Genomic DNA, 26,353 nt, shown 5'->3' with positions numbered 1-26,353 from the left:
CTGGACCGGCTGTTTCAGAGCATAGTCCTGAAACCCGCAATCCAGAGCCCCTTCGGAAGCTGGCTTATCCTATCGGTGTTTTTTAATGTCTGACAATCGACGCCACGTTATCTTTTGTTAACCGGGGGGATGCGTGCTTGTTCTGAATGGTTGGTTATCAGGTGGGGTGATTGCGGTTTTGGTGGTTGGGGTCGGTGGTCGGTGGTCGGTGTACATATCCGTTGTTGTGGTAACGGCTGCTTGTTCAATCGGTGTACATATCCATTGCTGCGGTAACGGCTGCTGACGGTTTCGCTCTTACAGCGACTCACTTTTCCAAACGCCGAAAAGTAAGCAAAAGGCTTTGCCCCGACGTACGGCACCTCGCCAAAGCTCGGTGTTCCCTCGCTACGGTGTCCATCAGGGGGCATCGCCTCCGGTCGGCTTCGCTTCGACCTCCTCTCGATGTGTTCGACTTCGTCGAACGGCGCTACGCGCCTCCCCCCCTGATGAACACCTACGCTCGGCCTGCCGAAGGGGCAAAAGATCAAGAGCCAAAGCCAAAGCCAAAGCCAAAACAGATAGGGGTTCTGAAAAATCGGGTGCAACCAGATGGGACTCGGTTGGCTGTCATACCGCCTTCGCGAGCAAGCCCGCTCCCACAGGGACCCAGTACATCCGATAGATTCTGGTCGGCTGGCAGGTCGCCTTCGCTGGCAAGCCAGCTCCTACGAAGAGCAGGAGCAGATCGGCGTACACCCGCGCTCCTCACCACTCATCAGGCCGAGCGTTAGCTCGCCTGCAGCTTTTGATCTTGATCCACCCGCCCCCTCGGCAGGCTGAGTGGAGGCGTTCATCCGGGGGTGGGCGCGCAGCGCCGTTCGGCGAAGCCGAACACATCGAGAGGAGGTCGAAGCGAAGCCGACCGGAGGCGATGCCCCCGGATGAATGCCGGAGCGAAGGAACGCCGAGCCCCAGCGAGGGGCCGTACGTAAGGGGCGAGACCTTTTGGTTCCTTTTGGGGCGTTTGCCAAAAGGGACTCGCCGTAAGGGCGAAACCATAAGCCGCCGTTACCGAAGAAACGGATATGTACTCAATCAACCAAGAACCTGGTCGGCCCAAAGGCCGCCAAGTTCAAAAGCCAAGATCAAGCCAAACTCTTGCTAACCACTTCAAACACATCGCTGGACAACTGCCCCGAAGCACGAATCCGCTCCAGCTCCCCCTTCATCAAAGCCTGACGGGCGCTGTCGTACTTGCGCCAGCGAGTCAAAGGCGCCAATTGACGCGAAGCAATCTGCGGATTAAAGCCGTTCAACTCGATCACCAGATCCGCCAGGAAGCGATACCCGGAACCGTCGGCAGCGTGGAAATTGATCAGGTTCTGCCCGGCAAACGCACCGACCAGTGCCCGCACCTTGTTCGGGTTCTTGATGTTGAACGCCGGGTGCTGCATCAACGCCTTGACCCGCGCCAGTCCACCCGGCAACACGCTGCCAGCCTGAACACTGAACCACTGATCCATGACCAGCGGGTTGTCCTTGAAGTGCTCGGCGAAACTGGCCAGTGCCTTGGCTTTCTCGGCTTCGAACGGTGAATTGACCAACACGGCGAGTGCAGTCAGGCGCTCGGTCATGTTGTCGCACGCGTCGAACTGCTCCAGAGTCGCCGCCAATACTTGCGGCTTGCCGCTGAGCATCAGGTACGACAACGCAATGTTTTGCAAGGCACGACGGGCAAAGTGCTCGGCTTCGGCCACGTACGGCGTCTGCTTCGACATATCGCGATTGGCCTCGTAACGCTGCCACAGGCCATCGAACAATGCATCGGCCAGTTGCTTGCGGGCAAACTCGCGAGCAGTGTGAATCGCTTCGACATCCGCCACTTCGCTGATTTCGGTCAGGTACGCCTCGCTCGGCAGCGAGAGCATTTCGGCGACCATCGCCTGATCCAGCGAGTCATCCGAGAGCACTGTGCGCAGCGCGGACACCAGACGCTGATCGAGTACCAGCGCTTCGCCCTTCTGCTGCTGGGCAATCAACTCTTGCAGCACCTGCACCGACAGTTGCTGACCGGCATCCCAACGGTTGAAGCCGTCGCTGTCGTGCTGCATCAGGAACATCAACTGGTCGCGGTTGTACGGGAAGCTCAGTTTCACCGGTGCCGAGAAGCCACGCAGCAACGATGGCAACGGTTGTTCGGCGATGTCGACGAAGGTGAAGGTCTGCTCGGCTTCGGTCACCGAGATCACCCGGGAAGTACCTTGTGCCGCCGCTTCACCAGCCAGACGCAGGGCAATCTCGCCACCCTTGCTGTCCAGCAGCCCCAGTTCGACCGGGATCACGAACGGCAGTTTTTGCACCTTGTCCGGGGTTTCCGGGCAGCTCTGGCGGAAGGTCAGGCTGTAGGTTTTCGCCGCCGCATCAAAGGATTCGCTCACCGCCAGACGCGGTGTACCGGCCTGGCTGTACCAGCGCTTGAACTGGGTCAGGTCGACAGCGTTGGCGTCCTCCATGGCCTTGATGAAGTCATCGCAGGTCACGGCCTGGCCGTCATGGCGTTCGAAGTACAGGTCGCTGCCTTTGCGAAAGCCTTCGGCGCCGAGCAGGGTGTGGATCATGCCGACAACTTCCGAGCCCTTTTCGTACACGGTCAGGGTGTAGAAGTTGGAAATCTCGATGAAGCTGTCCGGGCGCACGGCGTGAGCCATCGGGCCGGCGTCTTCGGCGAACTGGTGGGTGCGCAGGTACGCCACGTCCTGGATGCGCTTGACCGTGGCCGAGTTCATGTCCGAGGAGAAACCGGCGTCGCGGAACACGGTGAAGCCTTCCTTGAGCGACAACTGGAACCAGTCGCGGCAGGTCACGCGGTTGCCCGACCAGTTGTGGAAGTATTCGTGGGCGACGATCGCTTCGACCCGCTGGTGCGCGGCGTCGGTGGCGGTTTCAGCCTTGGCCAGCACGGCGCTGGAGTTGAAGATGTTGAGGCCCTTGTTCTCCATGGCGCCCATGTTGAAGTCATTCACGGCGACGATCATGAAGATGTCCAGATCGTACTCGCGACCGTAGACCTCTTCGTCCCAGCGCATGGACTTCTTCAGGCTGTTCATGGCGTGCTGGCACTTGTCGATGTTTTCCGGCTCGACGTAAATGCGCAGTGCGACGTTGCGCTCACTCATGGTGGTGAAGCTGTCTTCGACGCACCACAGGTCACCGGCCACCAGCGCAAACAGGTACGCCGGTTTCTTGAACGGGTCTTCCCAGGTCGCCCAGTGCCGGCCATCTTCGCCGGGACCGGAAGCGATCGGGTTGCCGTTGGACAGCAGCACCGGGTAGCTGTGTTGTTCCGCGACCACCGTGGTGGTGAACGTGCTCATCACGTCCGGGCGGTCGAGGTAATAGGTGATCTTGCGGAAGCCTTCGGCCTCGCACTGGGTGCAGAACATCGTGCCGGACTTGTACAGGCCTTCCAGCGCGGTGTTGGTTTCCGGGTGGATCCTGACGCTGGTATCGACCGTGAAGGTAGCGCTGGTCGGGTGCAGGGTCAGGTGATTCTCGGTCAGCTGATACTGCGCTGCAGAAAGCTCCTGGTCGGCCAGGGTGACCGATAGCAGTTCCAGTTGCTGGCCGTCCAGCACCAGCGGCGGCAGGCCCGGGCCACGCTCGGGGTTACGGCGCATCACCAGTTGCGCATGGACCAGGCTGTGGTCCTCGAACAACTCGAAGGTCAGGTGTGTTTCGTCGATCAGGTACTCGGGCGCCTGATAGTCCTTCAGGTAAATCATCTTCGGTTGTTCGGTGCGCATGCTGGAGTCCTTACTGATGCACGGCGAGCTGGTAAGCCGTGTATTTACGAATATTGATCACGCCGGTGTCGAAGATCAGGTATTGGCCCTTGACTCCCATCAGCGTGCCTTCGGCAATCGGGTTCTTGTCCAGGTTGAAGCTGACAATCTTCGCCGGATACTGCTCGACCGGGTAGCGGATTTCCAGCGGCTCGACATCGGTAACCGTCTGGATCGCCTGCAAGCCAAATCGTTCCTGCAATCCCAGCAGGCCTTCAGCGCAGCTGTCGAACAGTTGATCACGAACCTCGGCCAGGTTCACCGCCACCGCATCGCCCTTGAGCAAAGCACGCCAGTTGGTCTTGTCGGCCACCTGGCTACGGAACAGATCTTCGACGAAACCGGACTGTTGCCGGGTCGATACGCGCATGATCGGCAAGGCCTGGCTCGCACCCTGGTCGAGCCAGCGGGTCGGCAACTGGGTGGCACGGGTAATCCCGACTTTCACCCCCGACGAATTGGCCAGGTACACCACGTGATCGGTCATGCAGAACTTCTCGCCCCACTCCGGTTCACGGCAAGTGCCAGCGTCGTAATGGCAACGCTCCGGGCTCATGATGCAGACGTCGCACTGGGCCAGTTTGGTCATGCACGGGTAGCAGTAACCCTGGCTGAAACTGGTTTTGGTCTTGCGTCCGCAATGGATGCAGTGGATCGCACCCAGGTATTCCAGGCGTACCGAGGTGCCGATCAACGGATTGACCGGCACCTCGGTTTCGCCCAGACGCAAAGCGTACTGCACATTCGACCCGTCAAGGCGTGCCGACATTTTGCTGATTGCACCGCGGCCAATCTCGATCAATGGATGGCATCCGACTTGAACAGGATGTTCGGCACTTCGATCGACTTCGAGGCGCATTCCTGCGGCCCCATGTAGCCGGTACGCTGGTCCTCGGGCAGGTTCTGGATTTCCCAGGCGATCATCGCCTGCAGCGACAGCTCGCGTTGTTCGGCGGTGAGTTTGCCACCGTCGGACCATTTGCCGATTTCCACGGCCAGTTTCAGGCTCTCGTAGATATCAGAGGTGATGTTCTTGATCATTTCATTGAAAGAGGACATTGGGTCTCCGTCTCTTTATTGCATGTTCTTGAATTAGGCGGCCAGTTTACGGCGGTTATACAAACCGCCCAACAAACCGGTGAAGCATCCGATGAGTAACCCGCTGACGTGGGCCGCGTTGGCGATTTCGCCGAAGCCGATCATCGAGACCAGCCCGGACAGGCACAGCAGCAACCACACCAGCATCATCACCAGCACGCCACGCGGCAGGCGATAAGCCGGGTTCGGCGCCAGCAGCTGGAAGATCCAGCAATGCCCGAGCAGGCCGTACAGCACGCCGGACAAGCCGCCGAACAAGGTCGGACCGCTGAAATAATACTGGGCGTAGTTGGACACCAGGCTGAACAGCAAGGTCAGGCCGATCAAATTGATACTGCCCTGGCGCGACTCGATGCGCCGCCCCAGTTCCCAGTACCACATGCCGTTCATCGCCAGGTGCAGGATGCCGAAGTGAATCAGCATCGGCGTGAACAGGCGCCACCACTGCCCCGCCGCCAGGCTGTCGGCCAGAGGCGTGAAGTGGAGGTACTCGCCGACCACGCGGAACTCGAGGAAGGTCAGCCAGCGCATCGTTTCAAGGTTGTCACCCAGCAACGTGATCGCACCGACGATCAGGCTCAGCAGCAATACCAGCGCGGTGGCCCTGGCATATTTCAACTGCTCGACGAAGCCCGGTCGATGCCGGGTCTGCGCCACTGGAATGTCCAGTTGTTGATCGGGGTCGCCCGCCGGAAAGCGTTCGTACAGCGCACGCACGTCTTCACTGATATTGTCCGGCACCCACAACACCTGCTCACCTGCTTCTTCACTGACCCGATGGGGCACTTGCATGCGCTTGAGCAGGGTAACGAACCCGCTCAAGTCCACCGCCAGGGGCAGGCGCAATACCGCTACAGCACTCATTGCAGCACCTCCGGCCGCTCGACATCGACCCAGACGAATTTTTGCGGATCCAGGCGGGTTTCCTGATCCAGTCGATAGGCAACCAGTTTGCCGTAGAGCACCGCGCTGTAATCCAGGCAGGCCAGGTTCGGCCGGATCGGCGCCGGTTTGCCGCTGCGCCAGTAGTGGCCGACGAACAACAGCGGCTCATCGATGCCATAGCGCAGCAAATTGTTCTTTTCGGTGGACGTCAGCGGAGTCCGGGCCACGGGTTCCGGCAGTGCATCGGGCTGGAACACGATGTCGCCGTAGGTTTTCGGATCGTCCTCCCAGAACTTGGTACGGAAGAACGAACGCACCAGGCCGTCGCCGCTGGTCATGGTCAGGCCATGGGGCAAGCGCATGTCCGTACCACGTAGCAGTCGGTCGAACACGGTGCAGGCAAATGAACCCGACTCCGCCGACGCCTGGAGAAAATGCTCGTCGACGCAACCGTTGGGGAACAACGCCCGCAACGGCTCGATCAGCCCGGCATCCCAGCAGGCGTGGACCACGCGAAAACGCCCGGCATCGACGAACAATGGCAACTGGTAGAACCATTGCTGGAAGTCGTGCCAGTCACCCGGATGGTCTTCGAACTGGGTCAGGGTTTCGTGCAGCAGGCGGGCATGGCGCGGGGTGTGTTCGCGCACGAACTGCTTGCCGCTGCCGGGCAGCGCCGGAGTGGCCCAGCCCAGCGCATTGAACTCGTGGTTGCCCATGATGCACAGCGCCTGACCGGCCTCGACCATGTCGTGGACAATGTGCAGCGCCTCGCGAATCCGCGGGCCGCGGTCGATGATATCGCCGACGAACACCGCCATGCGCGACGCGTGCCGCCAGACGCCACCCTGCTTGTGATAACCGAGTCGGTCGAGCAAGTGCTCCAGGGTCAGAGCGCAACCGTGCACGTCACCGATCAGGTCGTAGCTACGCGCGGGATCGAGCATCAGTCGCCTCCACCCCCCAACTTGCTGCCCCAGCCGAGTTTGGTCCGGCAGACCTCATAGTAGTTGTGGTCGAGTGGGTGAATCAGCCGCAACTTCTGGGCTTTTTTACTGACGGTAATGGTGTCGCCCGGCGCGCAGGTGAAATGGTTCTGCCCGTCACACGAGACTTGCGGGTAAATCTGCATATCCTTGGACACGACGATTTTCAGCTCACTGTTGCCATCGACCACGATGGGTCTACCCGACAAGGTATGGGGGTACATCGGCACAATCACAATAGCGTCGAGCTTGGGATGCATGATCGGTCCGCCGGCGGACAGCGCATAGGCGGTGGAACCGGTCGGCGTGGCGACGATCAGGCCGTCGGCCTTCTGGCTGCAGACAAACTGGCCATCGATGTACAGCTCGAACTCGATCATCCGGGTCGATTTGCCGGGATGCAGCACCACATCGTTAAGTGCATCGCCCTGGCCGATGGCCTCGGCGTGGCGGCGGACTTCGGCCTGCAGCAGGAAGCGGTTTTCCACCAGATAGTGGCCATCCAGTACTTCGGCGACCTTGATTTCCAGCTCATCGGGACGGATGTCGGTGAGGAAACCCAGGCTGCCGCGGTTGATACCGAGCACCGGAATGTTGTGCTTGGCCAGCGCCCGGGCAGCACCGAGCAGGCTGCCGTCGCCACCGACCACAATGACCATGTCGCAGACTTCGCCGAGCATCTTGCGCGACGAGGTTTGCAGGCCGTGCCCTGGCAGCACTTCGGCGATGGTATCTTCGAGGATCACGTGCAGGTGACGATCGAGCAGAAACCGTTTCAGTCGGCGGACGGTATCCAGCACCTGGGAACTGCCCAGGCGACCGATGATGCCGATATTGCGAAATTGCTCCATGGGGCTCCTGCGGGGATCTGCGTGGCGGCGAAAAACACGATTATGGGCGAAAGGCGCCCGTAGACAAAATCCTTTCAGCTTCAAGGGTGTGCCCGGGTTTCGGGCTATGCTCGCAAGATGATGCTATTTCCGGATTTGCTCCGCCTGCCCCACCAGTTACGCCATCCCGAAGTGCGTGACCTGGCGTGGGTCATCCTCGCGCCGCCCATGCTGGACGATACCCCGTGGCCGCAACGTCACCCGTTGGCCGGCAGCGACTGGGTGCAGGCACCGCAAAGGCTGGAACATTGGCTGCGCCAGCTGGACCGGGACAGTTATGGCTTGCTGCACTGGCTGGCCCAGGCCCGGACCCGGCGTCTGGGCCTGTACTACGAACGCCTCTGGCAATTTGCCGTGCAGCATGCGCCGGGCATTGAGCTGATTGCCGCCAACATGCCGATTCGGCGCGAAGGGCACACCCTGGGTGAACTGGACATGCTGCTGCGCGACCGCGACGGCGTGCATCACCTGGAACTGGCGATCAAGCTCTACCTCGGCCCGCAATCCGGTGACGGGCACGACACCGCCCAGTGGCTCGGTCCGGGGTGCCACGACCGGCTCGACCGCAAACTGGCACACTTGAGCCAGCATCAATTGCCGATTTCCGCACGTCCCGAAAGCCGTGAGGTGCTGGCGGCGCTGGACATCCAGGCCTTCAGCGCCCATTTGTGGCTGGGGGGATATTTGCTGTACCCGTGGCCCGGACAGGCCGACCCGCCGTCAGGTGCCCATCCGCAGCATTTGCGAGGTCGCTGGTTGCATCAAAAGGATTGGCCGGCGTTGTTGGCCCAGAGCCCGCCCGGTCGCTGGCAACCCCTGCCCCGCCACGCCTGGCTCGCGCCGGCGCATTATTCGGCGGAGCACACCTGGAACCCTGAACAGATGCAGGCGTGGCTCAATGACCTGGACCCGCTGGCGCCGGCACAATTGCTGGTGCGCCTGACGGAAAATGCCAACGGCGACTGGGAAGAAGCCGAGCGATTGTTTCTGGTGGCGGATCTTTGGCCGAATGTGCCGGGGCAGAGTTGAGCCTTGCATCGCCTGACATGGCCACTTCGCGAGCAAGCCCGCTCCCACAGTAATCCTCAGCGGAGACAAAATCTGTACTCGACCGGGATCAAATGTGGGAGCGGGCTTGCTCGCGAAGAAGTCACCACGGTCTATCTGAGGAGCCCCGGATGCACGAAGACTGCCCCGCCTACAACCGAATCACATGCCCCTCGACGGGTGGAACCTGGCCATGGAACAAACGGGAAATCACGCTTTGCGCCGCCTCGTAACCCCGGCTTTCGATGATTTCCAGCAATGGCTTTTCGCTCACCGTCACTTGCTGGAAAAACCGCACCAACCCTTCGCCAATATGCAGGCTGACACCTTCCGGCCCCCATTCGGCATTGCGCTTGCGGATCTGGATCGGCGCAAAAAAGAACTCCGGTTGCGGCCCCTCGATAGCCGTCAGCCGTGCCTCATCGGTACTTTGCGCAGAGCCGGCGAAGCAGCTGTAGACCAGTTGCCCGGCAAAGTGCTGGTGGACCTGAACGCGTAGATCCAGGTCGCCGGAAAAATCCACGTACAGCGTAGGACGGTCACCGGCGAGGTTTGCCAACTCGGCATAGGACACCACGCGTTCGTAACAGCCGAGGTTTTCGACAAATGCTTTGTTGCCGGCGGATGTCAGCGCCACACGCTCCAGTTGCGAATGATTGTCCAGACACACGGCCGTGCCGTAGGCGGTTTTGCTGGAAGCGCTGGAAAATACCAGGCGGGTCGCGTCGAAAAACCGATTGTCCTGCAGGAAATCCGCCAGCATCGATGAGGTCAGAAACAACGGTTTGAGCAGAATCTGCAGATTTTCGGTTTCAGGCCTGTAGTACAAATCCCAACTGCAACGCGTGTATTGGTTGTACGCCGAGATCAACCCCAACCGGTGCTCGGCCGCATCGTAAAAACCACGCTCGGTGACCCGTTCCGGGCGCATCCACAGGTGGCTGGCAAGCGGAAAGTAACCGTAGAAACGCTCACCCACCGCGATGCCTTTCACCTTTGACGCAATGACGTCAGCAAATCCCCAGGCCGGAATGTGGCCCCAATCCTCCAAGCCTGTAGGAAAGAATCCCCAGTAGTTCATTGAATCGCCATACGCAGCGTAAGTAATGTTGTTGGTGGTCAATGCGCAACGATCAATCCTCAAAATGACCTCGCCGTCTTCCGGGATCAGGCTACGTTGCTCCTGCTCTATTCGGCTCTGGTCCAGGGCATTTTTACGGGTAATCAGGCGTGTTACCGTGGTGAAATCTTGCATGTTCGGTCTCCTGCTGCGACACGCTGGCGGGTCACTCAAGAGTAATGACAGCCGATGAAGAGCAGGTTCGGAAATACCAAGGGCAGCCCGCCTACCCTCAACTCCCGCGCCAAGCCGCTGAAACGGCCGAGCCAGGCCCGGGCGATTTTCACCGTCGAGGCCATTTACGAGGCTTTTGTTCGGATTTGGCAGCGTGTCGGCTGGTCCGGGCTGACCACCCGCGAAGTGGCATTGGAAGCCGGCGTGGCGATTGGCACGCTGTATGACTATTTCCCGAGCAAGGAAGCCCTGCTGTCGGGTTACATCCGTCATCGCCTGGATGTATTGCTGGCGCAACTGGATCTAGACGTCATCCAGGCAACCGACCTGGACTGGCCGACGCGCATCAAGCGCCTTGTGTGCTTGACCTGCGACCCTGACGATGCCCGGCAACCCCTGTTCAACCATGCCGTGTCGCTCATCGAGCATCAGATCGCCGAACCCAAACATCATCGAAGGGTGTACGAAGAACTGTCGCAAAAATGGTGTGAAGCCTTTGCTGCTTGCAGCGATTTGCCGATGCAGCCATCAGCACCGACTATTCAAGCCTGGGTCATCATGGCCTGGGGCGGTCGCCGCTATTGCGTCACGGCACAACCGGCGGCGGAGCAAACTGCCGCCTGGCTGTCGGAAATGGAATCGATGATTTGCAGCCGATTGGCCAGCGCTTCGCAGGACGAAGCGCTGGCCAATAAACATTAAACTTTCTTGTGCTGTTCAACCCATTGCCCATAGGCATTGATGAAGTTTTGCAGGAACGGCTTGACCGACTCGGACAACTTGCCCGCCTCGTCGAACGCCGAACCGGCGTTCCCCAGATAGGCTTCCGGTTGCTGCATCAGTGGCACATTGAGAAACACCATGGATTGACGCAGGTTGTGGTTGGCACCAAATCCGCCGACGGCCCCCGGCGAAACACTGATAATGGCGCCCGGTTTACCGTTCCAGGCACTTTTGCCATACGGACGCGAGCCCACGTCAATCGCATTTTTCAACGGCGCCGGCACCGAACGGTTGTATTCCGGGGTCACGAACAACACCGCGTCGGATGAGCTCACTTGTTGTCGGAAAGTGCTGTAGGCTGCCGGCGGTGAAGCGCCATCTATGTCTTCGTTATAGAGCGGCAGATCGCCAATTTCGACGATGTTGAGCTTGAGATTGGCCGGAGCCAGTTCTACCAGGGCCCGTGCGACCTTGCGGTTGATCGATTCCTTTCTCAAGCTGCCGACCAGCACGGCGATCGTATAGACGTTGCTCATGGGAGTTTCTCGACTGTCCGATATGAAGAGCTTGTAGTTATAGATGACGATTCCAGCAGTGGGCGACTGAAAACACCGTCCCTGACTATTTTTTTCCTGTAGGAAAACTTACCTCGCCCAAGCACGGTCTACAGTGCCGCAAATTGAGTGATTTATCTCCAGAGGTTCTAAGCAGATGGCAGCAGTACTCGTCGGTCAGTTCCATGCAAGAGACGCGGAAGGCCGTATTTATTCGGTGCACGAGTTCCAGGACTCCACCCCGGCGGCAGACGGCTCAGGGCCTGTCACCAGCTATAAGCTGGCCATTGGCGACCGCCTCAATAAGGTCGACGACAATGAATTTCTGTTGGTGCAAACCGGCATTACGATTACCCGCGAACCGCAAACCACCAGCGTTTCATAACTCGTCGTTATGAGCAGAAGTCATATGCGCGGACTTGGGGTAGGATTCAGCCACTGACTCCTCCACCTGCTGAACATGGACTTCACGCATGCGCTTACGCCATATCGAAGTGATCCAGGCGCTCTTGCAGACCGGTCACCTGGGCACCGCCGCCGAATGGCTGCAGTTGCCGGTGGCCGAAGTCGAGCGTTTGCTGCGCGACGCCGAGGATCAGTTGGGTTTCATGTTGTTCGCCAGCGTGCGCGGACGATTGCAGGCCACCCGCGAAGCGCGGGAATTGCAGGTGGAAATTGTCCGGGTCTACGATGCGCTCGAACCCCTACAGCGCCTGGCCAACAGCCTCAGGCAATACCTGGCGCCGCCGCTGCGCATCATCTGCACCCCGCCTCTGGCTAACCAATTGTTGCCACACAGCATCGCGGCCCTGCGCCGACGCTTGCCCGACGCACCCTGCACACTCCTGAGCCAGCCCACCCGCGACATCGTCAGAAGCCTGCTGTTGCGTGAAAGCGACCTGGGCCTGAGCCTGCATGACCCCGATCACGCCGACCTCGATTGCCAGGTGATTGCCCAGGGCAAACTTCAGTTGCTCGCCCCCCACGGCTGGCTGCAACCGAAACAGAAATACATTTCAGTGCAGGATCTGGCCGGTCAATCGATGATCGGCCTGGAAGGGCACGACCCGCTGAGCCCGGCGCTGGACAACAAACTGCACGGCTTGCGCCCTGCCCCAGTGATTCAGACCCGGGTCCAGACGCATCAGATGATGCGCAGCATGGTCGAGGCCGGCGAAGGCCTGGCCATCGTCGACCCCTTCACCGCCCTCGGCGCCAAAGCCTCGGGACTCGACGCCTGCCCGCTGGCACCAGCCGTCCCGATCAGTCTCTACGCCTTGTCCCTGAAAAACACCGAGCCTTCACCGGCGGTCCAGACCTTGTTGGCCATCATCACGGAACAAGCCGCGGCGATGATGACGAACTGAGCCGATTTTCCAGCGGATTTTCAAACATCCGATACCAGAACAGCGCCACTTCAGCGGTGTTCGGATCAATGCCGCGATAGCGCAGGTGGTCGATCCCGCCAATCACGTAACCGCAGCGTTCATAGAGCCTGCAGGCCCCCAGGTTGTTGTTCTGGGTTTCGAGCATGATGCCCGGGAGTTTTTTCTTGCGGCTCCAGAATTGCGCCACATCCAGCAGGGCCTTGGCCACACCATGCCGTCGGGCCGGTGCATGCACCGCCAATTCGTCGATATGGGCAAAACCGTTCCAGTTGGTACTGACCACCAGGTGTCCCACGGGCTGGTCATCCAGATAAGCCATGAAAATCGCGCTGTCGGCAGCATCGCGAAAACTGCTGAACTCCTCCGGATCGATGCCGTAGCACTTGCGATAAGGCGTGATCGGGGTGACCGGCCACTGCGCTACCGGTTTGCCGATTTCGGCCGCACCGTAGGCCGCGACTTCAAAACTGAAATCACTGCCCCAGATGTAGGCGGCAAAACCTTCATCGGCAACCCGTACCGACAACCCTGGATAATTCGGATTTATGACCGGCTGCATACTGGGAAAGGTCCTCACTCCTTGATGCAATCGACGGTGTAGCACCGTCCACTGCCCTGCTCTTCGTGTTGCAATCCGTGCACATCAGCAACGAACCCCGGGAAACTGCTATCGAACGTGCGGGCAAACGCCAGGTAATCGATGATCGAGCGGGTCGATTCGGTAAAGCGCTCGCCAGGCATGATCAGCGGAATACCGGGCGGATACGGCACCAGCATCACCGCGGCGATTCGCCCGTCCAGCGCATCGATCGACACGGCTTCGACTTCACCTCGCACCAATTGATCATAGGCGTCCGCCGGTTTCATCGCGACTTCCGGCAGTACGGTGTACATGCGCTTGAGGTGCCTGGCGGTGGCATTGCTGCGATAGCAGGCATGTAACTGATCGCATAAATCACGCAGGCCCATGCCCTGATAGCGCGCGACATTCTCTTGCGCCACGCAGGGCAGGCAACTGGCCAGACTGACGTTGGCGTCATAACTGCGCTTGAACTCCAGCAATTCGGTGAGCAGCGTGCTCCACTTGCCTTTGGTGATGCCCATGGAGAACAACACCAGGAACGAATACAACCCGGTCTTCTCGACGACCAGGCCACGCTCCCAAAGGAACTTGCTGACCACCGCCGCCGGAATCCCGCTCTCGCTGAGCGCGCCACCGGCCGTCAGCCCCGGCATCACCAGCGTGACCTTGATCGGGTCGAGCAACACATAGTCGTCGGTCACGCCACCAAAGCCGTGCCAGTCGGCATCGGGTTGCAGCAACCAGTCCTCGGTGACGACCCGCTCGATGCCTTCTGCCGACGGCGGTTGCCAGATTGAAAACCACCAGTCATCAGCGGCAATGTGTTGTCGCAAATTGGCCAGCGCCCGGCGAAAACTCAGGGCTTCATCGAACATTTCCTGCAACAGCGAACGCCCGGCCGGACCTTCCATCATCGCCGAAGCCACATCCAGCGAGGCGATGATGCCGTACTGCGGTGAGGTCGAGATGTGCATCATGAATGCTTCGTTGAAGCGATCCCGATCCAGTTGCCGCGCGCCGCCATCGCGCACATGAATCATCGACGCCTGACTGAAAGCTGCCAGCAACTTGTGGGTCGAATGGGTGGTGAATACCAGCGGGCTGTCTTCGTCACGGGATGTGCCCATGCCGTAGCGCCCGGCAAAAAACTCATGAAACGCCGCATAGGCGTACCAGGCCTCGTCAAAGTGCAATACCTCAACGCTGTTGCCCAGTTGCTGCCTGATCAGCTCGGCGTTGTAGCAGAGGCCGTCATACGTCGAATTGGTCACTACGGCGAGCTTGACCTTCGGCGAACGCCCCTTGGTCAGCGGACTGGCGTCGATCTTGGCCTGGATTGATTCGCGGCTGAACTCACTCAGGGGAATCGGGCCGATGATCCCCAGTTCATTACGCTCCGGACACAAGTACAGCGGGATGGCGCCGGTCATGATGATCGAATGCAACACCGACTTGTGGCAATTGCGGTCCACCAGCACCAGGTCATCGCGAGCGACCACCGAGTGCCAGACAATTTTGTTGGCCGTGGAGGTGCCATTGATCACAAAAAAGGTGTGATCGGCACCAAAGTTGCGCGCCGCGCGCGACTCGGCTTCGGCCAGGGGGCCGGTGTGATCAAGCAATGAGCCGAGCTCCGGCACCGACACTGAAAGATCCGAGCGCAGGGTGTTTTCCCCGAAAAACTGGTGAAACGCCTGCCCGACCGGACTTTTGTGATAAGCCACACCGCCGCCGTGCCCGGGGGTGTGCCAGGAGTAGTTGGAGTCCGCCGTGTGCTGCACCAATGCCTTGAAAAACGGTGGCAGCAGGCCATCGAGGTATTTGCGCGCGGCGCGGGCCACCTGTCGGGCGAGAAACGGTACGGTGTCTTCAAACAGGTAAAGAATGCCGCGCAACTGGTTGAGCTCGGCCATGGCATCGGCGGGCGCGTTTTCCAGGGTCACTTTTTCGCCCAGGGCGAAGATCGGCAGATCCGGCGCACGCACCCGCGCCAGACCAATCAGTTCGGCCATGTTTTGCAACAAATGGGAATGGGTGCTGGCGTCCTCAGACGCAATCAACATGCAGGACAGGCCATGGTAAGTCGACGCCACCAGCCGCCCTTCGGTGTAGTTCACCGCCGAAACGACACTGAATCCTTCCTGTTCCAGCTCTCGGGCAATCCCCCGCACTCGGTCGCCGGCGACGCTGTCGGCCTTGATGTCCCGATGGACAATCAGGACCGGGAATTTCAAATCTTTATACATGAGCTCAGTGTCCTGAGGCGGCAGACCAGAGCCTGCCAGTCACCTCAGGTTAGAGTGTTGCAGCGGATGTGGCGAGTGTCACGCCCCGAAATGGGTCATCAGATGCATGCCAGCGGTGCGGTTACTCGAAGATCAAAAGATCGCAGCCTCGTTTCACTCGACAGCTCCTACAGGGTTACACATTCCCTTGCGATCCTTTCGAAATATCTACGCCTGCGCTTCAGCCTCGGCCAGCTGCACCCACAACGCCGGGGCACCAGCGGATTTGCCGATGATTTCCAGGCGCGCCGCGTGACGGGCCAGGTCATCTTCGCTGGCGCGGATGATGCGCGTCGGCTGGCGATCCGCCGGCAATCGGCGAATCTCGGTGGCCGAATTGTCCGCCCCTTCACCGGACCCATTGCCATCGGAGGCGTTACCGGCCAGGGACAGACTGGTCTGGCCACCGGTCATGGTCAGGTAGACGTCGGCGAGAATCTCGGAGTCGAGCAAGGCGCCGTGCAGTTCACGGCCGGAGTTGTCGACGCCATAGCGCTTGCACAAGGCGTCGAGGCTGTTGCGCTGCCCCGGGTGACGTTCCCGGGCCATCATCAGGGTGTCGAGGATCGTGCAGTGCTGCGTGATGTCCGCGCGGTCCTGCTGCCCCATCAGGGCGAATTCGTTGTTGATGAAGCCAACGTCGAACGCCGCGTTATGGATGATCAGCTGCGCACCCTTGATGAACTCGAAGAACTCTTCGGCCACTTCGGCAAAACGCGGCTTGCCCACGAGGAACTCGTTGGTGATGCCGTGGACGCCGATGGCGCCCTCGTCACTTTCGCGGTCGGGTTGCAGGTACACGTGAAAGTGCCGGCCCGTCAGGCGCCGGCCGATCAACTCGACACAACCGATTTCGATAATCCGGTGGCCGTCGGTCACCGGCATGCCGGTGGTTTCGGTGTCGAGTACAACGGATCTGGTGGCCATCAGTGCTCAGCTCTCAATCGGTCAATCGTGCAAAAGCGGCGATGTTATCACGCTTGCCGGGGTCTTTCAGATACACCGAGTCGCCGCCTTCGCGAGCAAGCCCGCTCCCATAAGGGATCTGTGGCATATGGAGAACATTGTGGGAGCGGGCTTGCTCGCGAAGGCCATGACTCGGTCCATCGGTTGAACCTGAATCAACCTTGCTTGTACCCGCGCACCTCATCGACGCCACGGTTGGCCAACTGGTCGGCCCGTTCATTGCCGTGATGGCCAATGTGCCCGCGCACCCATTTCCAGGTGACCTTGTGGCGGTTGACCTGCTCGTCGAGCAATTTCCACAGGTCAGCGTTTTTCACCGGCTCTTTCGCTGCGGTTTTCCAGCCGCGCTTCTTCCAGTTGTCCATCCACTCATTGATGCCTTTCATCACGTACTGGGAGTCGGTCACCAGCAGCACGTCGCAGGGACGCTTGAGCTCTTCCAGGCCACGGATCGCGCCCATCAGCTCCATGCGGTTGTTAGTGGTATTGGCTTCGCCGCCCCAGAGTTCCTTTTCGACGCCCTTGCACACCAGCAATGCGCCCCAGCCGCCAGGGCCAGGGTTGCCCTTGCAGGCGCCGTCGGTGAACAGTTCTACGCTATCGCTCATGCCAATCTATCCAGAAAATGCGCTGGCCCGCCGATCGCTGATCGACGACGCCCGAAGCCGGGACAGGCCCGGCCGCAAATAAAAAGTGGGTATTACGGTTCGATATTGCGACGGTTGACCTTGGCCATCGGCAAAGGGATCAACTTGCCCATCGGCTCGCGACGCTCCTGACGGACCGGCCGCAAGCCCACCACGATCTTGCGCGCCACCAATAAATAGAAGCCGCCGCCCGACAACTGCCAGTCACCGGCCTTGCGCTCCCAGCCGGCCAGGCGGGTCTGCCACGCCGGTGACGCGAGCGGCGGACGATAGCATCCGAAGCGGCGTTTCTCCAGCGCGAAGCCCAGCAGGTTCAGCCAGTCCGCGACCCGTGACGGCGAAATACAGCGCGCCTTGCGCAGCGCATCCTGGGCAAACACATGCCGCAGGCCCCAACTGCTCCAGGGATTGATACCGATGATCAGCAAATGCCCGCCGGGACGAACGCTGCTGGCCGCTTCACGGAGCAAGCCGTGGGGCGACAGGCAGAAATCCAGGCCATGCTGCAGCACCACCACATCGGCAGCATGCTCGCTCAACGGCCAGGCCTGTTCCTCACAAACGATCTCGACCCCCGGCAGCGGCGCGCCGAGGCGCACGTTGCGCTGCACCTGCGGCGCTGACGGTGGTGTCTGGGCCGACGGACCGTAATGCACCAGATAACCGCCAAAGAACCGCCCGAGCTCGTCTTCGAGCATGCGCCGCTCTTCGTCCAGCAATAATTGCCCGAGGGGACCGGCGAGCCACTCGCGGGCCGCGCTGATCAATGCCAGCCAGTCGGGATCAGCCTGTGCGAACGCTTTATCAGTCATTGCATTCTCCAACGCGCCAGGAAGTTCTAAGATGCGCCATTGTTTTCCGCTTGGCGAATCCGACGATGATACAGATCACTGCCCTGCCCGCCTTCACCGACAACTACATCTGGTTGTTACAAGACCACGGCAGCAAGCGCTGCGCGGTCGTCGACCCGGGTGATGCCGCCCCCGTACAAGCCTGGCTCGCGGTCAATCCGGGCTGGGTACTGAGTGATATTTTGATCACTCATCACCATCATGACCATGTCGGCGGCGTCGAACAGCTGAAAAAAGCGACGGACGCAAAGGTCTATGGCCCGGCCAGCGAATCGATCCCGGCGCGGGACATTGCGCTCAAAGACAACGACAAGGTCAGTGTGCTCGGCTGGGACTTCGACATCCTTGCGGTCCCTGGCCACACCCTGGGGCATATCGCTTATTACCACCACGGGTTGCTGTTCTGCGGTGACACACTGTTTGCCGCCGGCTGCGGACGGTTGTTTGAAGGCACGCCACAGCAAATGTATGCCTCGCTGACACGCCTCGCTGCATTGCCGGAAGACACGCTGGTCTACTGCACCCACGAATACACCCTCGGCAACCTGAAGTTTGCGGCGGCCGTCGAACCGAACAATCCGCACACCGCCGAGCGTCTGGCCAAAGTCACCCGGCAACGCGAATCCGCAATCATGACGCTGCCATCGACACTGGCGCTGGAAAAGCTCACAAACCCGTTTTTGCGTTCCGGTGAAACATCCGTTAAAGAAAAAGCGGACGAACGGACCGGCACCGATAACTCGGCGCCCGATATGGTTTTTGCTGCGCTTCGAGCGTGGAAAGACACGTTCTAAAGGGCCCCCCCAAGGTTGCAACAATTCTGAAAGGTTGACCGCGCAGGGTGTGCTTTCTAGAATCGCCCGACATTTTTGCCCGGAACTTACTTCCAGCCAATGTCGTCACCTATTCGCAAAGCCATCAGTTCAGACGCATTGACCCGCTTGGCTCAAGCCATTGCGGTGGCTGTGTCCGCCACCCTGGCGGGCTGTTCCAGTCATGCGCCGCAGACCGATGCGGCGCACACGCCGAACATCGCCGCGCGCGCCAAGCAGAAGCCGATCTGGCTCAGCGAAAAACCCAGCCCGCAAATTCCACAGGACGTCTGGGAGCGCATGCGCCAGGGCTTCCAGTTGCAAGACGGGCTGGGCGTCAACCCGCGCATCGAGCAACAGCGCCTATGGTTCGCCAGCAATCCATCCTTCCTCGAAAACGCCGGCGAGCGTGGCAGCCTCTACATTCACTACATCGTCGAACGCCTTGAAGAACGCAACATGCCGCTGGAACTGGCACTGCTGCCAGTGATTGAAAGTGCCTACAACCCGATGGCCTATTCCCGGGCCGACGCGGTGGGTCTTTGGCAATTCATCCCGTCCACCGGGCGTTACTTCAACCTGCGTCAAACCCGCTTCTATGATGGCCGTCGCGACATCACCGCATCGACCACCGCCGCAATGGATTACCTGACCCGCCTGCACGACATGTTCAACGGCGACTGGTTGCTGGCCCTGGCGGCCTACAATGCCGGCGAAGGCACCGTCAGCCGGGCCATCGAGCGCAACGAGCGTCTCGGCCTGCCGACCGACTACTGGAACCTGCCGCTGCCCGCCGAAACCCAAGCGTACGTGCCAAAGCTGCTGGCTCTCTCGCAAGTGGTGATGGCACCGGAAGCCTACGGCGTGAATCTCAACCCGATCGCCAACGAACCGTACTTCCAGGTCGTCGAAATCAACCAGCGCATGGACCTGTCCAAGGTCGCTGAAGTCGCCAACATCGACGAAGACGAACTGTTCCAGCTCAACCCGGCCTTCAAGCAGCGCACCACCATCGACGGCCCGCAGCATCTACTGGTCCCGACTTCCAAGGCGCAACTGCTGACCAGCAGCCTGCAGACCATGCGTCCTGAAGAGTTGATCAGCAAGAAATCGCTCAAGCCGGTCTTCGAAGGTGCCGACGACACCCAGGTCGCCAGCGTCAAGCGTTCCTACCGGGTCAAACGGGGTGACAACCTCGGCTCCATCGCCAAGGCCAACGACGTTGACGTGAAGGACCTGCAACGCTGGAACAAACTGACCGGCAAAAACCTCAAGCCCGGCCAGACCCTGGTCATGCAGGACAACAGCAAACGCAGCTCCGGACGCGTCAACACCGTGATTGCAGCGAACACCAAGAAGCAGCAGACCACGTACAAGGTCCAGCAAGGCGACTCGCTGTACATCGTGGCCAAGCGTTTCAACGTTGAAATGCAGCACCTCAAGCGCTGGAACCCACGTGTCGGTCAGGCGCTGAAGCCGGGCCAGATGTTGACGGTTTCCAACCCGCACTAAAAAAGAGCCCCTGATTTCAGGGGTTTTTTTATGCCTGCCTGTAGGAGCTGGCTTGCCAGCGAAGACGTCGGCACAGTCAACATCGATTTCGCCTGTCACGCCGCCTTCGCTGGCAAGCCAGCTCCTACAGGAATGCAACAGTTGATATTGCGCATTCCCCCCCCGTCTTTTTCCTGTCCATACAAGCTGTTACTGTACGATCCACAAAGCCCAAGCCGCCTTGATCGGATCCCCTATTTGAAGCGTCCCCTGCTCCTGCTCCTGATCAGCCTGGCCTTGAGCTCCACCGCAAGCGCGACGATCAGCGAAAGCCATGGTTATGCGCAGTTCGGCACGCTCAAGTACCCGGCCCGATTTACCCACTTCGACTGGGTCAACCCGCAAGCGCCCAAGGGCGGTACGTTGCGGGTCATGGCGTTTGGCACCTTCGACACGCTTAACCCGTACACTTTCAAGGGCACCAGCCCGGTCACCACACCGAACTTCCTGCAATACGGCATCAACGAGCTCAATGAGCCGCTGATGGTCGGCACCGGACAGTACGCGCCGTCCGGGGATGAGCCGGCGTCCAGTTATGGCCTGATCGCCCAGTCGGTGGAATACAACGAGGACCGCAGTTGGGTGGTGTTCAACCTGCGTCCCGAAGCACGCTTCCATGACGGCACGCCGATCACCGCTTACGACGTCGCGTTCTCCTACCGCCTGCTGCTCAAGGAAGGCCATCCGCTGTACCGCACCAGCCTTCAGGAAGTGCTGCGGGTCGACATCCTCAATCCGCAGCGCATCCGTTTCGTGTTCAAGCGCGCCGGCAATCCGCTGCTGATCCTGCGCCTGGGCGAAATGCCGGTGCTGGCGCAGCATTACTGGAAAGGTCGCGACTTCAAGGCCACCACCTTCGAGCCGCCGCTGGGCAGCGGGCCGTATCGCATCACGTCGGTCACGCCAGGACGGCAGATCGTCTTCGAGCGGGTCAAGGATTACTGGGGCAAGGACCTGCCGGTCAATCGCGGCAAGTACAACTTCGATCGCATGGAAGTGGAGTTCTACCGCGACAGCGACGTGGCGTTCGAGGCCTTCAAGGCCGGTGAATTCGACATCTATATCGAGCATCAGGCGAAGAACTGGGACACCGGCTACAACTTCCCGGCCATACGTCGCGGTGACGTGATCAAGGCGCAAATTCCCCATCAAATCCCGACCCAGAGTCAGGGCCTGTTCATGAACATCCGTCGCCCGACGTTTTCGGACGCCAAGGTCCGTGAAGCGCTGGGACTGATGTTCGACTTCGAATGGACCAACCGCACGCTGTTCAGCGGCGCCTACCAACGCGCCATGAGCTATTACCCCAACAGTGAATTCTCGGCCACCGGTTTGCCGGTCGGGCATGAATGGCTGTTGCTCAAGCCCTACCGCGAGCAATTGCCGGCCAGGCTCTTTACCGAGCCGTTCAACCTGCCGCAGACCGATGGGCGCGGCATTCCCCGTGAGACCCTGCGCAAAGCCCTCGGCTTGCTCGCCGAAGCCGGCTGGAAACTCAATGGCCAGCGTCTGCAAAACGCCGCCGGGCAGCCGTTGCGACTGGAACTCCTGCTGGTCAACCCGAACCTGGAGCGCATCCTCCAGCCTTACGTCGAGAACCTTGCCAGCATCGGCATCGATGCGCGGCTGCGCACGGTCGATCGCGCACAATACAAGCAGCGCCTCGACCAGTTCGATTTCGACGTGATTCTGATGACCCTCAACCAGACGCTCAGCCCGGGCCTGGAACAATGGCAGTACTTTCACTCCAGCCAGGCCGCGGTCAAGGGCAGCAAGAACTACGCCGGCATTGCCAACCCGGTGGTCGACCATTTGCTCGAACAGTTGCTGGCCGCCCGGACCCGCGATGAGCAAGTCGCCGCCGGCAAGGCCCTCGACCGCGTGCTGCTATGGCAGCACTACATCATTCCCAACTGGTACCTCAATTATCACCGTCTGGCGTACCGCAACCGGCTCGCCTTCGTCACCACGCCGCCCTACACCCTGGGCCTGAATGCGTGGTGGCTGAAATCTTCGGAGAAAGATCAATGAAACCCATCCGTGCCCTGCTCTTGCAGGCCAGCGGTCTGCTGTTTGCCGGGCTGGCCTGTGCCGCCCCGCAACATGCGGTGACCCTGTACAACGAGCCGCCGAAATACCCGGCCGACTTCAAGCACTTCGACTACGTCAATCCGGACGCGCCCAAGGGCGGGATCTTCCGCCAGGCCGGGTTCGGTGGCTTCGACAGCCTTAACCCGTTCATCAGCAAAGGCGTGCCAGCGGATGATATCGGCAACATCTACGACACCTTGGCCAAGCAAGGCCTCGATGAGCCGTTCACCGAATACGGCTTGATCGCGCGGCTGATCGAAAAAGCCCCGGACAACGCTTGGGTGCGTTTCTACCTGCGCCCGGAAGCACGCTTCCATGACGGCCATCCGGTACGCGCCGAGGACGTGGTGTTCAGCTTCCAGATGCTGACCAAGGACGGCGCGCCAATGTACCGTGGCTACTACAACGACGTGGCGGAAGTGGTCGCCGAAGACCCGCTCACCGTACTGTTCAAGTTCAAGCACACCAACAACCGCGAGCTGCCGCTGATTCTCGGCCAGTTGCCGGTGCTGCCCAAGCATTGGTGGGCCGACCGCGATTTCAACAAGGGCAACCTGGAAATCCCGCTGGGCAGTGGCCCGTACAAGGTCAGCGAAGTGAAGGCCGGACGCTCGGTTCGTTACGAGCGGGTCAAGGATTACTGGGGCAAGGACCTGCCGGTCAATCGGGGTTTCTATAACTTCGACGTAATGACTACTGATTACTACCGCGACAACACCGTGGCCCTGGAAGCGCTCAAGGCCGGGCAGTTCGACTACTGGCTGGAAATGACCGCGAAGAACTGGGCCAACGCCTACAATGTTCCGGCGGTTACCGAAGGTCGGCTGGTCAAGGAACAGATTCCCAACGGCAATCCGACCGGCATGCAAGGGTTCGTGTTCAATTTGCGTCGCCCGGTGTTCCAGGATGTGCGCGTGCGCCAGGCGTTGTCACTGTTGCTGGACTTCGAATGGACCAACAAGCAACTGTTCAACGGTGCCTATGCGCGCACCCGCAGTTACTTCGAGAACTCGGAAATGGCCGCCACCGGCCTGCCCGATGCCAATCAGGTGGCAATCCTCGAGCCGTTCCGCAGCAAGCTGCCGCCGCAGGTGTTCAGCGAAGCGTTCCAGAACCCGACCACCGACGGCAGCGGCATGATCCGCGCCCAGCAACGGGAAGCCTATCAGTTGCTGCAGGAGGCCGGCTGGCGCATCGTCGATGACAAAATGGTCGATGCCACCGGCAAACCGGTCGTCATCGAGTTCCTGTTGGCCCAGACCGAATTCGAACGCGTGCTGCTGCCGTTCAAGCGCAACCTGAGTGACCTGGGCATCGATCTGGTGATCCGCCGGGTCGACGTCTCGCAATACATCAACCGCGTGCGTTCCCGGGACTTCGACATGATCGTCGGCAGCTTCCCGCAGTCCAACTCGCCGGGTAACGAACAACGTGAATTCTGGATGTCGGCCGCTGCCGACAAACCCGGCAGTCGCAATTCAATGGGTCTGAAGGATCCGGTGGTCGATCAACTGGTCGAGCAACTGATCAACGCCGATTCGCGCAACAGCCTGGTGGCCCACGCCCGTGCACTGGACCGCGTTCTGCAATGGGGCTATTACGTAATACCCAACTGGCACATCAAGACCTGGCGCGTGGCGTACTGGAACCACATCGGCCATCCAAAGGTCTCGCCTAAATACGACATCGGCACGGCCACCTGGTGGATCAAGCCCGACATCAAGCCGGCGATAGAAGTCGAAACCACACTGCAGGCCGGTCCTGCGGGCACGGAGTAATCAGATGCTGGCGTATATTTTTCGGCGACTGCTGCTGATTATTCCGACCTTGTTCGGCATTTTGCTGATCAACTTTCTGATCATCCAGGCCGCCCCGGGCGGGCCGGTGGAACAGATGATCGCCAAGCTCGAAGGCTTCGAAGGGGCCACCAGCCGCATCGCTGGCGGCGGTGCCGAAGTCTCGGTGGCAGGCTCGGCCTATCGTGGCGCCCAGGGCCTGGACCCGGCGCTGGTCAAGGAAATCGAGCACATGTACGGCTTCGACAAGTCGGCGCCGGAACGCCTGTGGATCATGGTGAAGAACTATGCGTCCCTGGATTTCGGCGACAGCTTCTTCCGCGACGCCAAGGTCATCGACCTGATCAAGGAAAAGATGCCGGTCTCGATCTCCCTTGGGCTGTGGAGCACGCTGATCATGTACCTGGTGTCGATCCCGCTGGGGATCGCCAAGGCCAAGCGGCACGGCAGCCACTTCGACGTCTGGACCAGTTCGGCGATCATCGTCGGCTACGCGATCCCGGCGTTCCTGTTCGCTATCCTGTTGATCGTGGTGTTCGCCGGTGGCAGTTACCTCGACTGGTTCCCCTTGCGCGGCCTGACCTCGAACAATTTCGATGAACTGAGCATGGGCGGCAAGATCCTCGATTACTTCTGGCACCTGGCGCTACCGGTGACTGCACTGGTGATCGGCAACTTCGCGACCATGACCCTGCTGACCAAAAACAGCTTCCTCGACGAAATCAACAAACAGTACGTGATCACCGCCAAGGCCAAAGGCCTGACCAACCACCGCGTGCTGTACGGTCATGTGTTCCGCAACGCCATGTTGCTGGTGATCGCCGGTTTCCCCTCAGCGCTCATCGGCATCTTCTTCACCGGCTCGTTGCTGGTGGAGGTGATTTTCTCCCTCGACGGCCTCGGCCTGATGAGTTTCGAAGCAGCGATCAACCGCGATTACCCGGTGGTGTTCGGCACGCTGTTCATCTTCACCTTGCTGGGGCTGGTGGTGAAACTGATCGGCGACCTGACCTACACCTTTGTCGATCCGCGCATCGACTTCGAAAGCCGGGAGCATTGAGATGAACCTGTCCCCTCTCAATCGCCGGCGCTTCGAACTGTTCAAGACCAACAAGCGTGGCTGGTGGTCGCTGTGGCTGTTCCTGATCCTGTTCGGCGTCAGCCTCGGCGCCGAGTTGATTGCCAACGACAAGCCGCTGGCGGTGCATTACGACAACACCTGGTACTTCCCGGCGCTCAAGCGCTACCCGGAAACCACCTTCGGCGGCGAATTTCCGCTGGAAGCCAATTACAAGAGTCCGTACATCCGCGAACTGCTCAAGGCCAAGGACGCCTGGGTGCTGTGGGCGCCGATTCCCTACAGCTACCAGAGCATCAACTACGACCTGAAAGTCCCGGCACCGGCACCGCCCTCGGCGGACAACCTGCTGGGCACCGACGACCAGGGCCGCGATGTGTTGGCCCGGGTGATCTATGGTTTCCGCATTTCAGTGTTGTTCGCCCTGACCCTGACCGTGCTGAGCTCAATCATCGGCGTGATCGCCGGGGCGTTGCAGGGTTTCTACGGTGGCTGGGTGGATTTGGCCGGCCAGCGGTTTCTGGAGATCTGGTCCGGATTACCGGTGCTGTACCTGCTGATCATCCTCGCCAGTTTCGTGCAGCCCAACTTCTGGTGGCTGCTGGGCATCATGCTGCTGTTCTCATGGATGGCCCTGGTGGACGTGGTACGCGCCGAGTTCCTGCGCGGGCGCAACCTGGAATACGTGCGTGCAGCCCGCGCCCTGGGCATGCAAAACGGCGCGATCATGTTCCGCCACATCCTGCCCAACGCGATGGTCTCGACCATGACCTTCATGCCGTTCATCCTCACCGGCGCCATCGGCACCCTGACCGCCCTGGACTTCCTCGGCTTCGGTTTGCCGGCAGGCAGCCCGTCCCTGGGTGAACTGGTGGCGCAGGGCAAATCCAACCTGCAAGCGCCCTGGCTTGGCATCAGCGCCTTTGCGGTGCTGGCCTTGATGTTGAGTTTGCTGGTGTTTATCGGCGAGTCCGCTCGCGATGCCTTCGACCCGAGGAAGTGAG

General features: G+C 60.2%; 23 protein-coding genes. 10 read left to right on the top strand and 13 right to left on the bottom strand.

Translation table 11 applies throughout. From position 1 onward, the window contains the following. Nucleotides 1–1,127 precede the first annotated feature (1,127 nt). From pepN to AC07XF_RS06520, 6 genes are read right to left on the bottom strand one after another with little or no spacing between them, the layout of a single operon-like run. Entirely contained in the window at nt 1,128–3,785 is a 2,658-nt protein-coding gene (pepN, locus tag AC07XF_RS06545; protein ID WP_495025855.1) for an aminopeptidase N, read from the bottom strand. Nucleotides 3,786–3,795: 10 nt separating this feature from the next. Beyond that, complete coding sequence (locus tag AC07XF_RS06540; RefSeq protein WP_495025889.1) at nt 3,796–4,626, bottom strand: DUF2797 domain-containing protein; 831 nt, start codon at nt 4,624–4,626, stop codon at nt 3,796–3,798. After that, entirely contained in the window at nt 4,623–4,883 is a 261-nt protein-coding gene (locus AC07XF_RS06535; RefSeq protein ID WP_007988613.1) for a YeaC family protein, read from the bottom strand. Before AC07XF_RS06535 ends, AC07XF_RS06540 begins: the two co-directional genes overlap by 4 nt. A 33-nt stretch (nt 4,884–4,916) precedes the next feature. Next, nucleotides 4,917–5,786: a rhomboid family intramembrane serine protease gene (locus AC07XF_RS06530; protein WP_495025854.1), complete on the bottom strand. Its 870-nt coding sequence runs from the start codon at nt 5,784–5,786 to the stop codon at nt 4,917–4,919. Further along, nucleotides 5,783–6,754, bottom strand: coding sequence for a metallophosphoesterase (locus tag AC07XF_RS06525; RefSeq protein ID WP_495025853.1), 972 nt, complete (start codon nt 6,752–6,754; stop codon nt 5,783–5,785). The genes AC07XF_RS06530 and AC07XF_RS06525 overlap by 4 nt, the downstream gene beginning before the upstream one ends. Continuing rightward, nucleotides 6,754–7,644, bottom strand: a complete 891-nt coding sequence (locus tag AC07XF_RS06520) for an NAD(+) kinase (protein WP_011333623.1) — start codon at nt 7,642–7,644, stop codon at nt 6,754–6,756. The genes AC07XF_RS06525 and AC07XF_RS06520 overlap by 1 nt, the downstream gene beginning before the upstream one ends. A gap of 117 nt (nt 7,645–7,761) precedes the next feature. On the opposite strand from AC07XF_RS06520, the gene AC07XF_RS06515 reads away from it, so the two are divergent. Further along, nucleotides 7,762–8,712, top strand: a complete 951-nt coding sequence (locus AC07XF_RS06515; RefSeq protein WP_495025852.1) for a DUF1853 family protein — start codon at nt 7,762–7,764, stop codon at nt 8,710–8,712. Between the two features lie 169 nt (nt 8,713–8,881). On the opposite strand, the gene AC07XF_RS06510 is transcribed toward AC07XF_RS06515, so the two are convergent. Then, the gene (locus AC07XF_RS06510; RefSeq protein ID WP_495025851.1) at nt 8,882–9,985 is read right to left on the bottom strand and encodes a DUF2855 family protein; all 1,104 of its coding nucleotides are present in this window, start codon (nt 9,983–9,985) and stop codon (nt 8,882–8,884) included. A 54-nt stretch (nt 9,986–10,039) separates the two neighbouring features. Here AC07XF_RS06510 and AC07XF_RS06505 point away from each other — a divergent pair, with 54 nt between their 5' ends. After that, a complete protein-coding gene (locus AC07XF_RS06505; protein ID WP_495025850.1) occupies nt 10,040–10,726 on the top strand; it encodes a TetR/AcrR family transcriptional regulator in 687 nt (228 codons plus the stop codon). On the opposite strand, the gene AC07XF_RS06500 is transcribed toward AC07XF_RS06505, so the two are convergent. Next, the gene (locus AC07XF_RS06500; RefSeq protein ID WP_495025849.1) at nt 10,723–11,283 is read right to left on the bottom strand and encodes an NADPH-dependent FMN reductase; all 561 of its coding nucleotides are present in this window, start codon (nt 11,281–11,283) and stop codon (nt 10,723–10,725) included. The genes AC07XF_RS06505 and AC07XF_RS06500 overlap by 4 nt on opposite strands. A gap of 175 nt (nt 11,284–11,458) precedes the next feature. Here AC07XF_RS06500 and AC07XF_RS06495 point away from each other — a divergent pair, with 175 nt between their 5' ends. Together AC07XF_RS06495 and AC07XF_RS06490 are read left to right on the top strand one after the other, a co-directional pair. Next, the gene (locus AC07XF_RS06495; RefSeq protein ID WP_495025848.1) at nt 11,459–11,686 is read left to right on the top strand and encodes a hypothetical protein; all 228 of its coding nucleotides are present in this window, start codon (nt 11,459–11,461) and stop codon (nt 11,684–11,686) included. Between the two features lie 88 nt (nt 11,687–11,774). After that, entirely contained in the window at nt 11,775–12,668 is an 894-nt protein-coding gene (locus tag AC07XF_RS06490) for a LysR substrate-binding domain-containing protein (protein ID WP_495025847.1), read from the top strand. Here AC07XF_RS06490 and AC07XF_RS06485 read toward each other — a convergent pair. From AC07XF_RS06485 to AC07XF_RS06465, 5 genes are all read right to left on the bottom strand, one after another. Beyond that, complete coding sequence (locus tag AC07XF_RS06485; RefSeq protein ID WP_495025846.1) at nt 12,634–13,248, bottom strand: GNAT family N-acetyltransferase; 615 nt, start codon at nt 13,246–13,248, stop codon at nt 12,634–12,636. The two genes, AC07XF_RS06490 and AC07XF_RS06485, sit on opposite strands and share 35 nt — an antisense overlap. Before the next feature lie 14 nt (nt 13,249–13,262). Continuing rightward, nucleotides 13,263–15,518 carry an Orn/Lys/Arg family decarboxylase gene (locus AC07XF_RS06480; RefSeq protein ID WP_495025845.1) on the bottom strand — a complete coding sequence of 752 codons (2,256 nt, stop codon included), beginning with the start codon at nt 15,516–15,518 and terminating at the stop codon, nt 13,263–13,265. Nucleotides 15,519–15,725: 207 nt separating this feature from the next. After that, on the bottom strand, nt 15,726–16,484 hold the full coding sequence (gene dnaQ, locus AC07XF_RS06475) for a DNA polymerase III subunit epsilon (RefSeq protein WP_007979124.1): 759 nt from the start codon (nt 16,482–16,484) through the stop codon (nt 15,726–15,728). A 194-nt stretch (nt 16,485–16,678) separates the two neighbouring features. Further along, on the bottom strand, nt 16,679–17,131 hold the full coding sequence (gene rnhA / locus AC07XF_RS06470; RefSeq protein WP_108215886.1) for a ribonuclease HI: 453 nt from the start codon (nt 17,129–17,131) through the stop codon (nt 16,679–16,681). A 92-nt stretch (nt 17,132–17,223) separates the two neighbouring features. Further along, a complete protein-coding gene (locus AC07XF_RS06465; protein WP_495025844.1) occupies nt 17,224–17,982 on the bottom strand; it encodes a class I SAM-dependent methyltransferase in 759 nt (252 codons plus the stop codon). Nucleotides 17,983–18,047: 65 nt separating this feature from the next. Between AC07XF_RS06465 and gloB the strand changes: the two genes are divergently transcribed. From gloB to AC07XF_RS06435, 6 genes are all read left to right on the top strand, one after another. Beyond that, nucleotides 18,048–18,815, top strand: coding sequence for a hydroxyacylglutathione hydrolase (gene gloB / locus AC07XF_RS06460; RefSeq protein WP_495025843.1), 768 nt, complete (start codon nt 18,048–18,050; stop codon nt 18,813–18,815). Between the two features lie 99 nt (nt 18,816–18,914). Beyond that, nucleotides 18,915–20,345, top strand: a complete 1,431-nt coding sequence (locus AC07XF_RS06455) for a transglycosylase SLT domain-containing protein (RefSeq protein WP_495025842.1) — start codon at nt 18,915–18,917, stop codon at nt 20,343–20,345. 249 nt (nt 20,346–20,594) lie between these two features. Next, on the top strand, nt 20,595–22,415 hold the full coding sequence (locus tag AC07XF_RS06450; RefSeq protein ID WP_495025888.1) for an extracellular solute-binding protein: 1,821 nt from the start codon (nt 20,595–20,597) through the stop codon (nt 22,413–22,415). Continuing rightward, nucleotides 22,412–24,253: an extracellular solute-binding protein gene (locus tag AC07XF_RS06445; RefSeq protein WP_495025841.1), complete on the top strand. Its 1,842-nt coding sequence runs from the start codon at nt 22,412–22,414 to the stop codon at nt 24,251–24,253. Before AC07XF_RS06450 ends, AC07XF_RS06445 begins: the two co-directional genes overlap by 4 nt. A 4-nt stretch (nt 24,254–24,257) precedes the next feature. Beyond that, nucleotides 24,258–25,331 carry a microcin C ABC transporter permease YejB gene (locus tag AC07XF_RS06440; RefSeq protein ID WP_495025840.1) on the top strand — a complete coding sequence of 358 codons (1,074 nt, stop codon included), beginning with the start codon at nt 24,258–24,260 and terminating at the stop codon, nt 25,329–25,331. Between the two features lies 1 nt (nt 25,332). Then, nucleotides 25,333–26,352 carry an ABC transporter permease gene (locus AC07XF_RS06435; RefSeq protein ID WP_495025839.1) on the top strand — a complete coding sequence of 340 codons (1,020 nt, stop codon included), beginning with the start codon at nt 25,333–25,335 and terminating at the stop codon, nt 26,350–26,352. The last annotated feature ends 1 nt before the right edge of the window (nt 26,353 follow it).

The sequence above is a fragment of the Pseudomonas sp. GW821-FHT01C01 genome (assembly GCF_059422645.1).
This window is presented reverse-complemented; position numbering and strand designations above follow the sequence as displayed.

What these genes read in the sequence shown, in the direction of transcription:
- AC07XF_RS06445 (WP_495025841.1), top strand. Translation starts at nt 22,412, where the DNA reads ATGAAACCCATCCGTGCCCTGCTCTTGCAGGCCAGCGGTCTGCTGTTT.
- AC07XF_RS06440 (WP_495025840.1), top strand. Translation starts at nt 24,258, where the DNA reads ATGCTGGCGTATATTTTTCGGCGACTGCTGCTGATTATTCCGACCTTG.
- AC07XF_RS06510 (WP_495025851.1), bottom strand. Translation starts at nt 9,985, where the DNA reads ATGCAAGATTTCACCACGGTAACACGCCTGATTACCCGTAAAAATGCC.
- AC07XF_RS06490 (WP_495025847.1), top strand. Translation starts at nt 11,775, where the DNA reads ATGCGCTTACGCCATATCGAAGTGATCCAGGCGCTCTTGCAGACCGGT.
- AC07XF_RS06495 (WP_495025848.1), top strand. Translation starts at nt 11,459, where the DNA reads ATGGCAGCAGTACTCGTCGGTCAGTTCCATGCAAGAGACGCGGAAGGC.
- AC07XF_RS06485 (WP_495025846.1), bottom strand. Translation starts at nt 13,248, where the DNA reads ATGCAGCCGGTCATAAATCCGAATTATCCAGGGTTGTCGGTACGGGTT.
- AC07XF_RS06500 (WP_495025849.1), bottom strand. Translation starts at nt 11,283, where the DNA reads ATGAGCAACGTCTATACGATCGCCGTGCTGGTCGGCAGCTTGAGAAAG.
- AC07XF_RS06515 (WP_495025852.1), top strand. Translation starts at nt 7,762, where the DNA reads ATGATGCTATTTCCGGATTTGCTCCGCCTGCCCCACCAGTTACGCCAT.
- AC07XF_RS06435 (WP_495025839.1), top strand. Translation starts at nt 25,333, where the DNA reads ATGAACCTGTCCCCTCTCAATCGCCGGCGCTTCGAACTGTTCAAGACC.
- dnaQ (WP_007979124.1), bottom strand. Translation starts at nt 16,484, where the DNA reads ATGGCCACCAGATCCGTTGTACTCGACACCGAAACCACCGGCATGCCG.
- AC07XF_RS06465 (WP_495025844.1), bottom strand. Translation starts at nt 17,982, where the DNA reads ATGACTGATAAAGCGTTCGCACAGGCTGATCCCGACTGGCTGGCATTG.
- AC07XF_RS06535 (WP_007988613.1), bottom strand. Translation starts at nt 4,883, where the DNA reads ATGTCCTCTTTCAATGAAATGATCAAGAACATCACCTCTGATATCTAC.
- AC07XF_RS06505 (WP_495025850.1), top strand. Translation starts at nt 10,040, where the DNA reads ATGAAGAGCAGGTTCGGAAATACCAAGGGCAGCCCGCCTACCCTCAAC.
- AC07XF_RS06455 (WP_495025842.1), top strand. Translation starts at nt 18,915, where the DNA reads ATGTCGTCACCTATTCGCAAAGCCATCAGTTCAGACGCATTGACCCGC.
- gloB (WP_495025843.1), top strand. Translation starts at nt 18,048, where the DNA reads ATGATACAGATCACTGCCCTGCCCGCCTTCACCGACAACTACATCTGG.
- AC07XF_RS06525 (WP_495025853.1), bottom strand. Translation starts at nt 6,754, where the DNA reads ATGCTCGATCCCGCGCGTAGCTACGACCTGATCGGTGACGTGCACGGT.
- rnhA (WP_108215886.1), bottom strand. Translation starts at nt 17,131, where the DNA reads ATGAGCGATAGCGTAGAACTGTTCACCGACGGCGCCTGCAAGGGCAAC.
- AC07XF_RS06530 (WP_495025854.1), bottom strand. Translation starts at nt 5,786, where the DNA reads ATGAGTGCTGTAGCGGTATTGCGCCTGCCCCTGGCGGTGGACTTGAGC.
- pepN (WP_495025855.1), bottom strand. Translation starts at nt 3,785, where the DNA reads ATGCGCACCGAACAACCGAAGATGATTTACCTGAAGGACTATCAGGCG.
- AC07XF_RS06520 (WP_011333623.1), bottom strand. Translation starts at nt 7,644, where the DNA reads ATGGAGCAATTTCGCAATATCGGCATCATCGGTCGCCTGGGCAGTTCC.
- AC07XF_RS06480 (WP_495025845.1), bottom strand. Translation starts at nt 15,518, where the DNA reads ATGTATAAAGATTTGAAATTCCCGGTCCTGATTGTCCATCGGGACATC.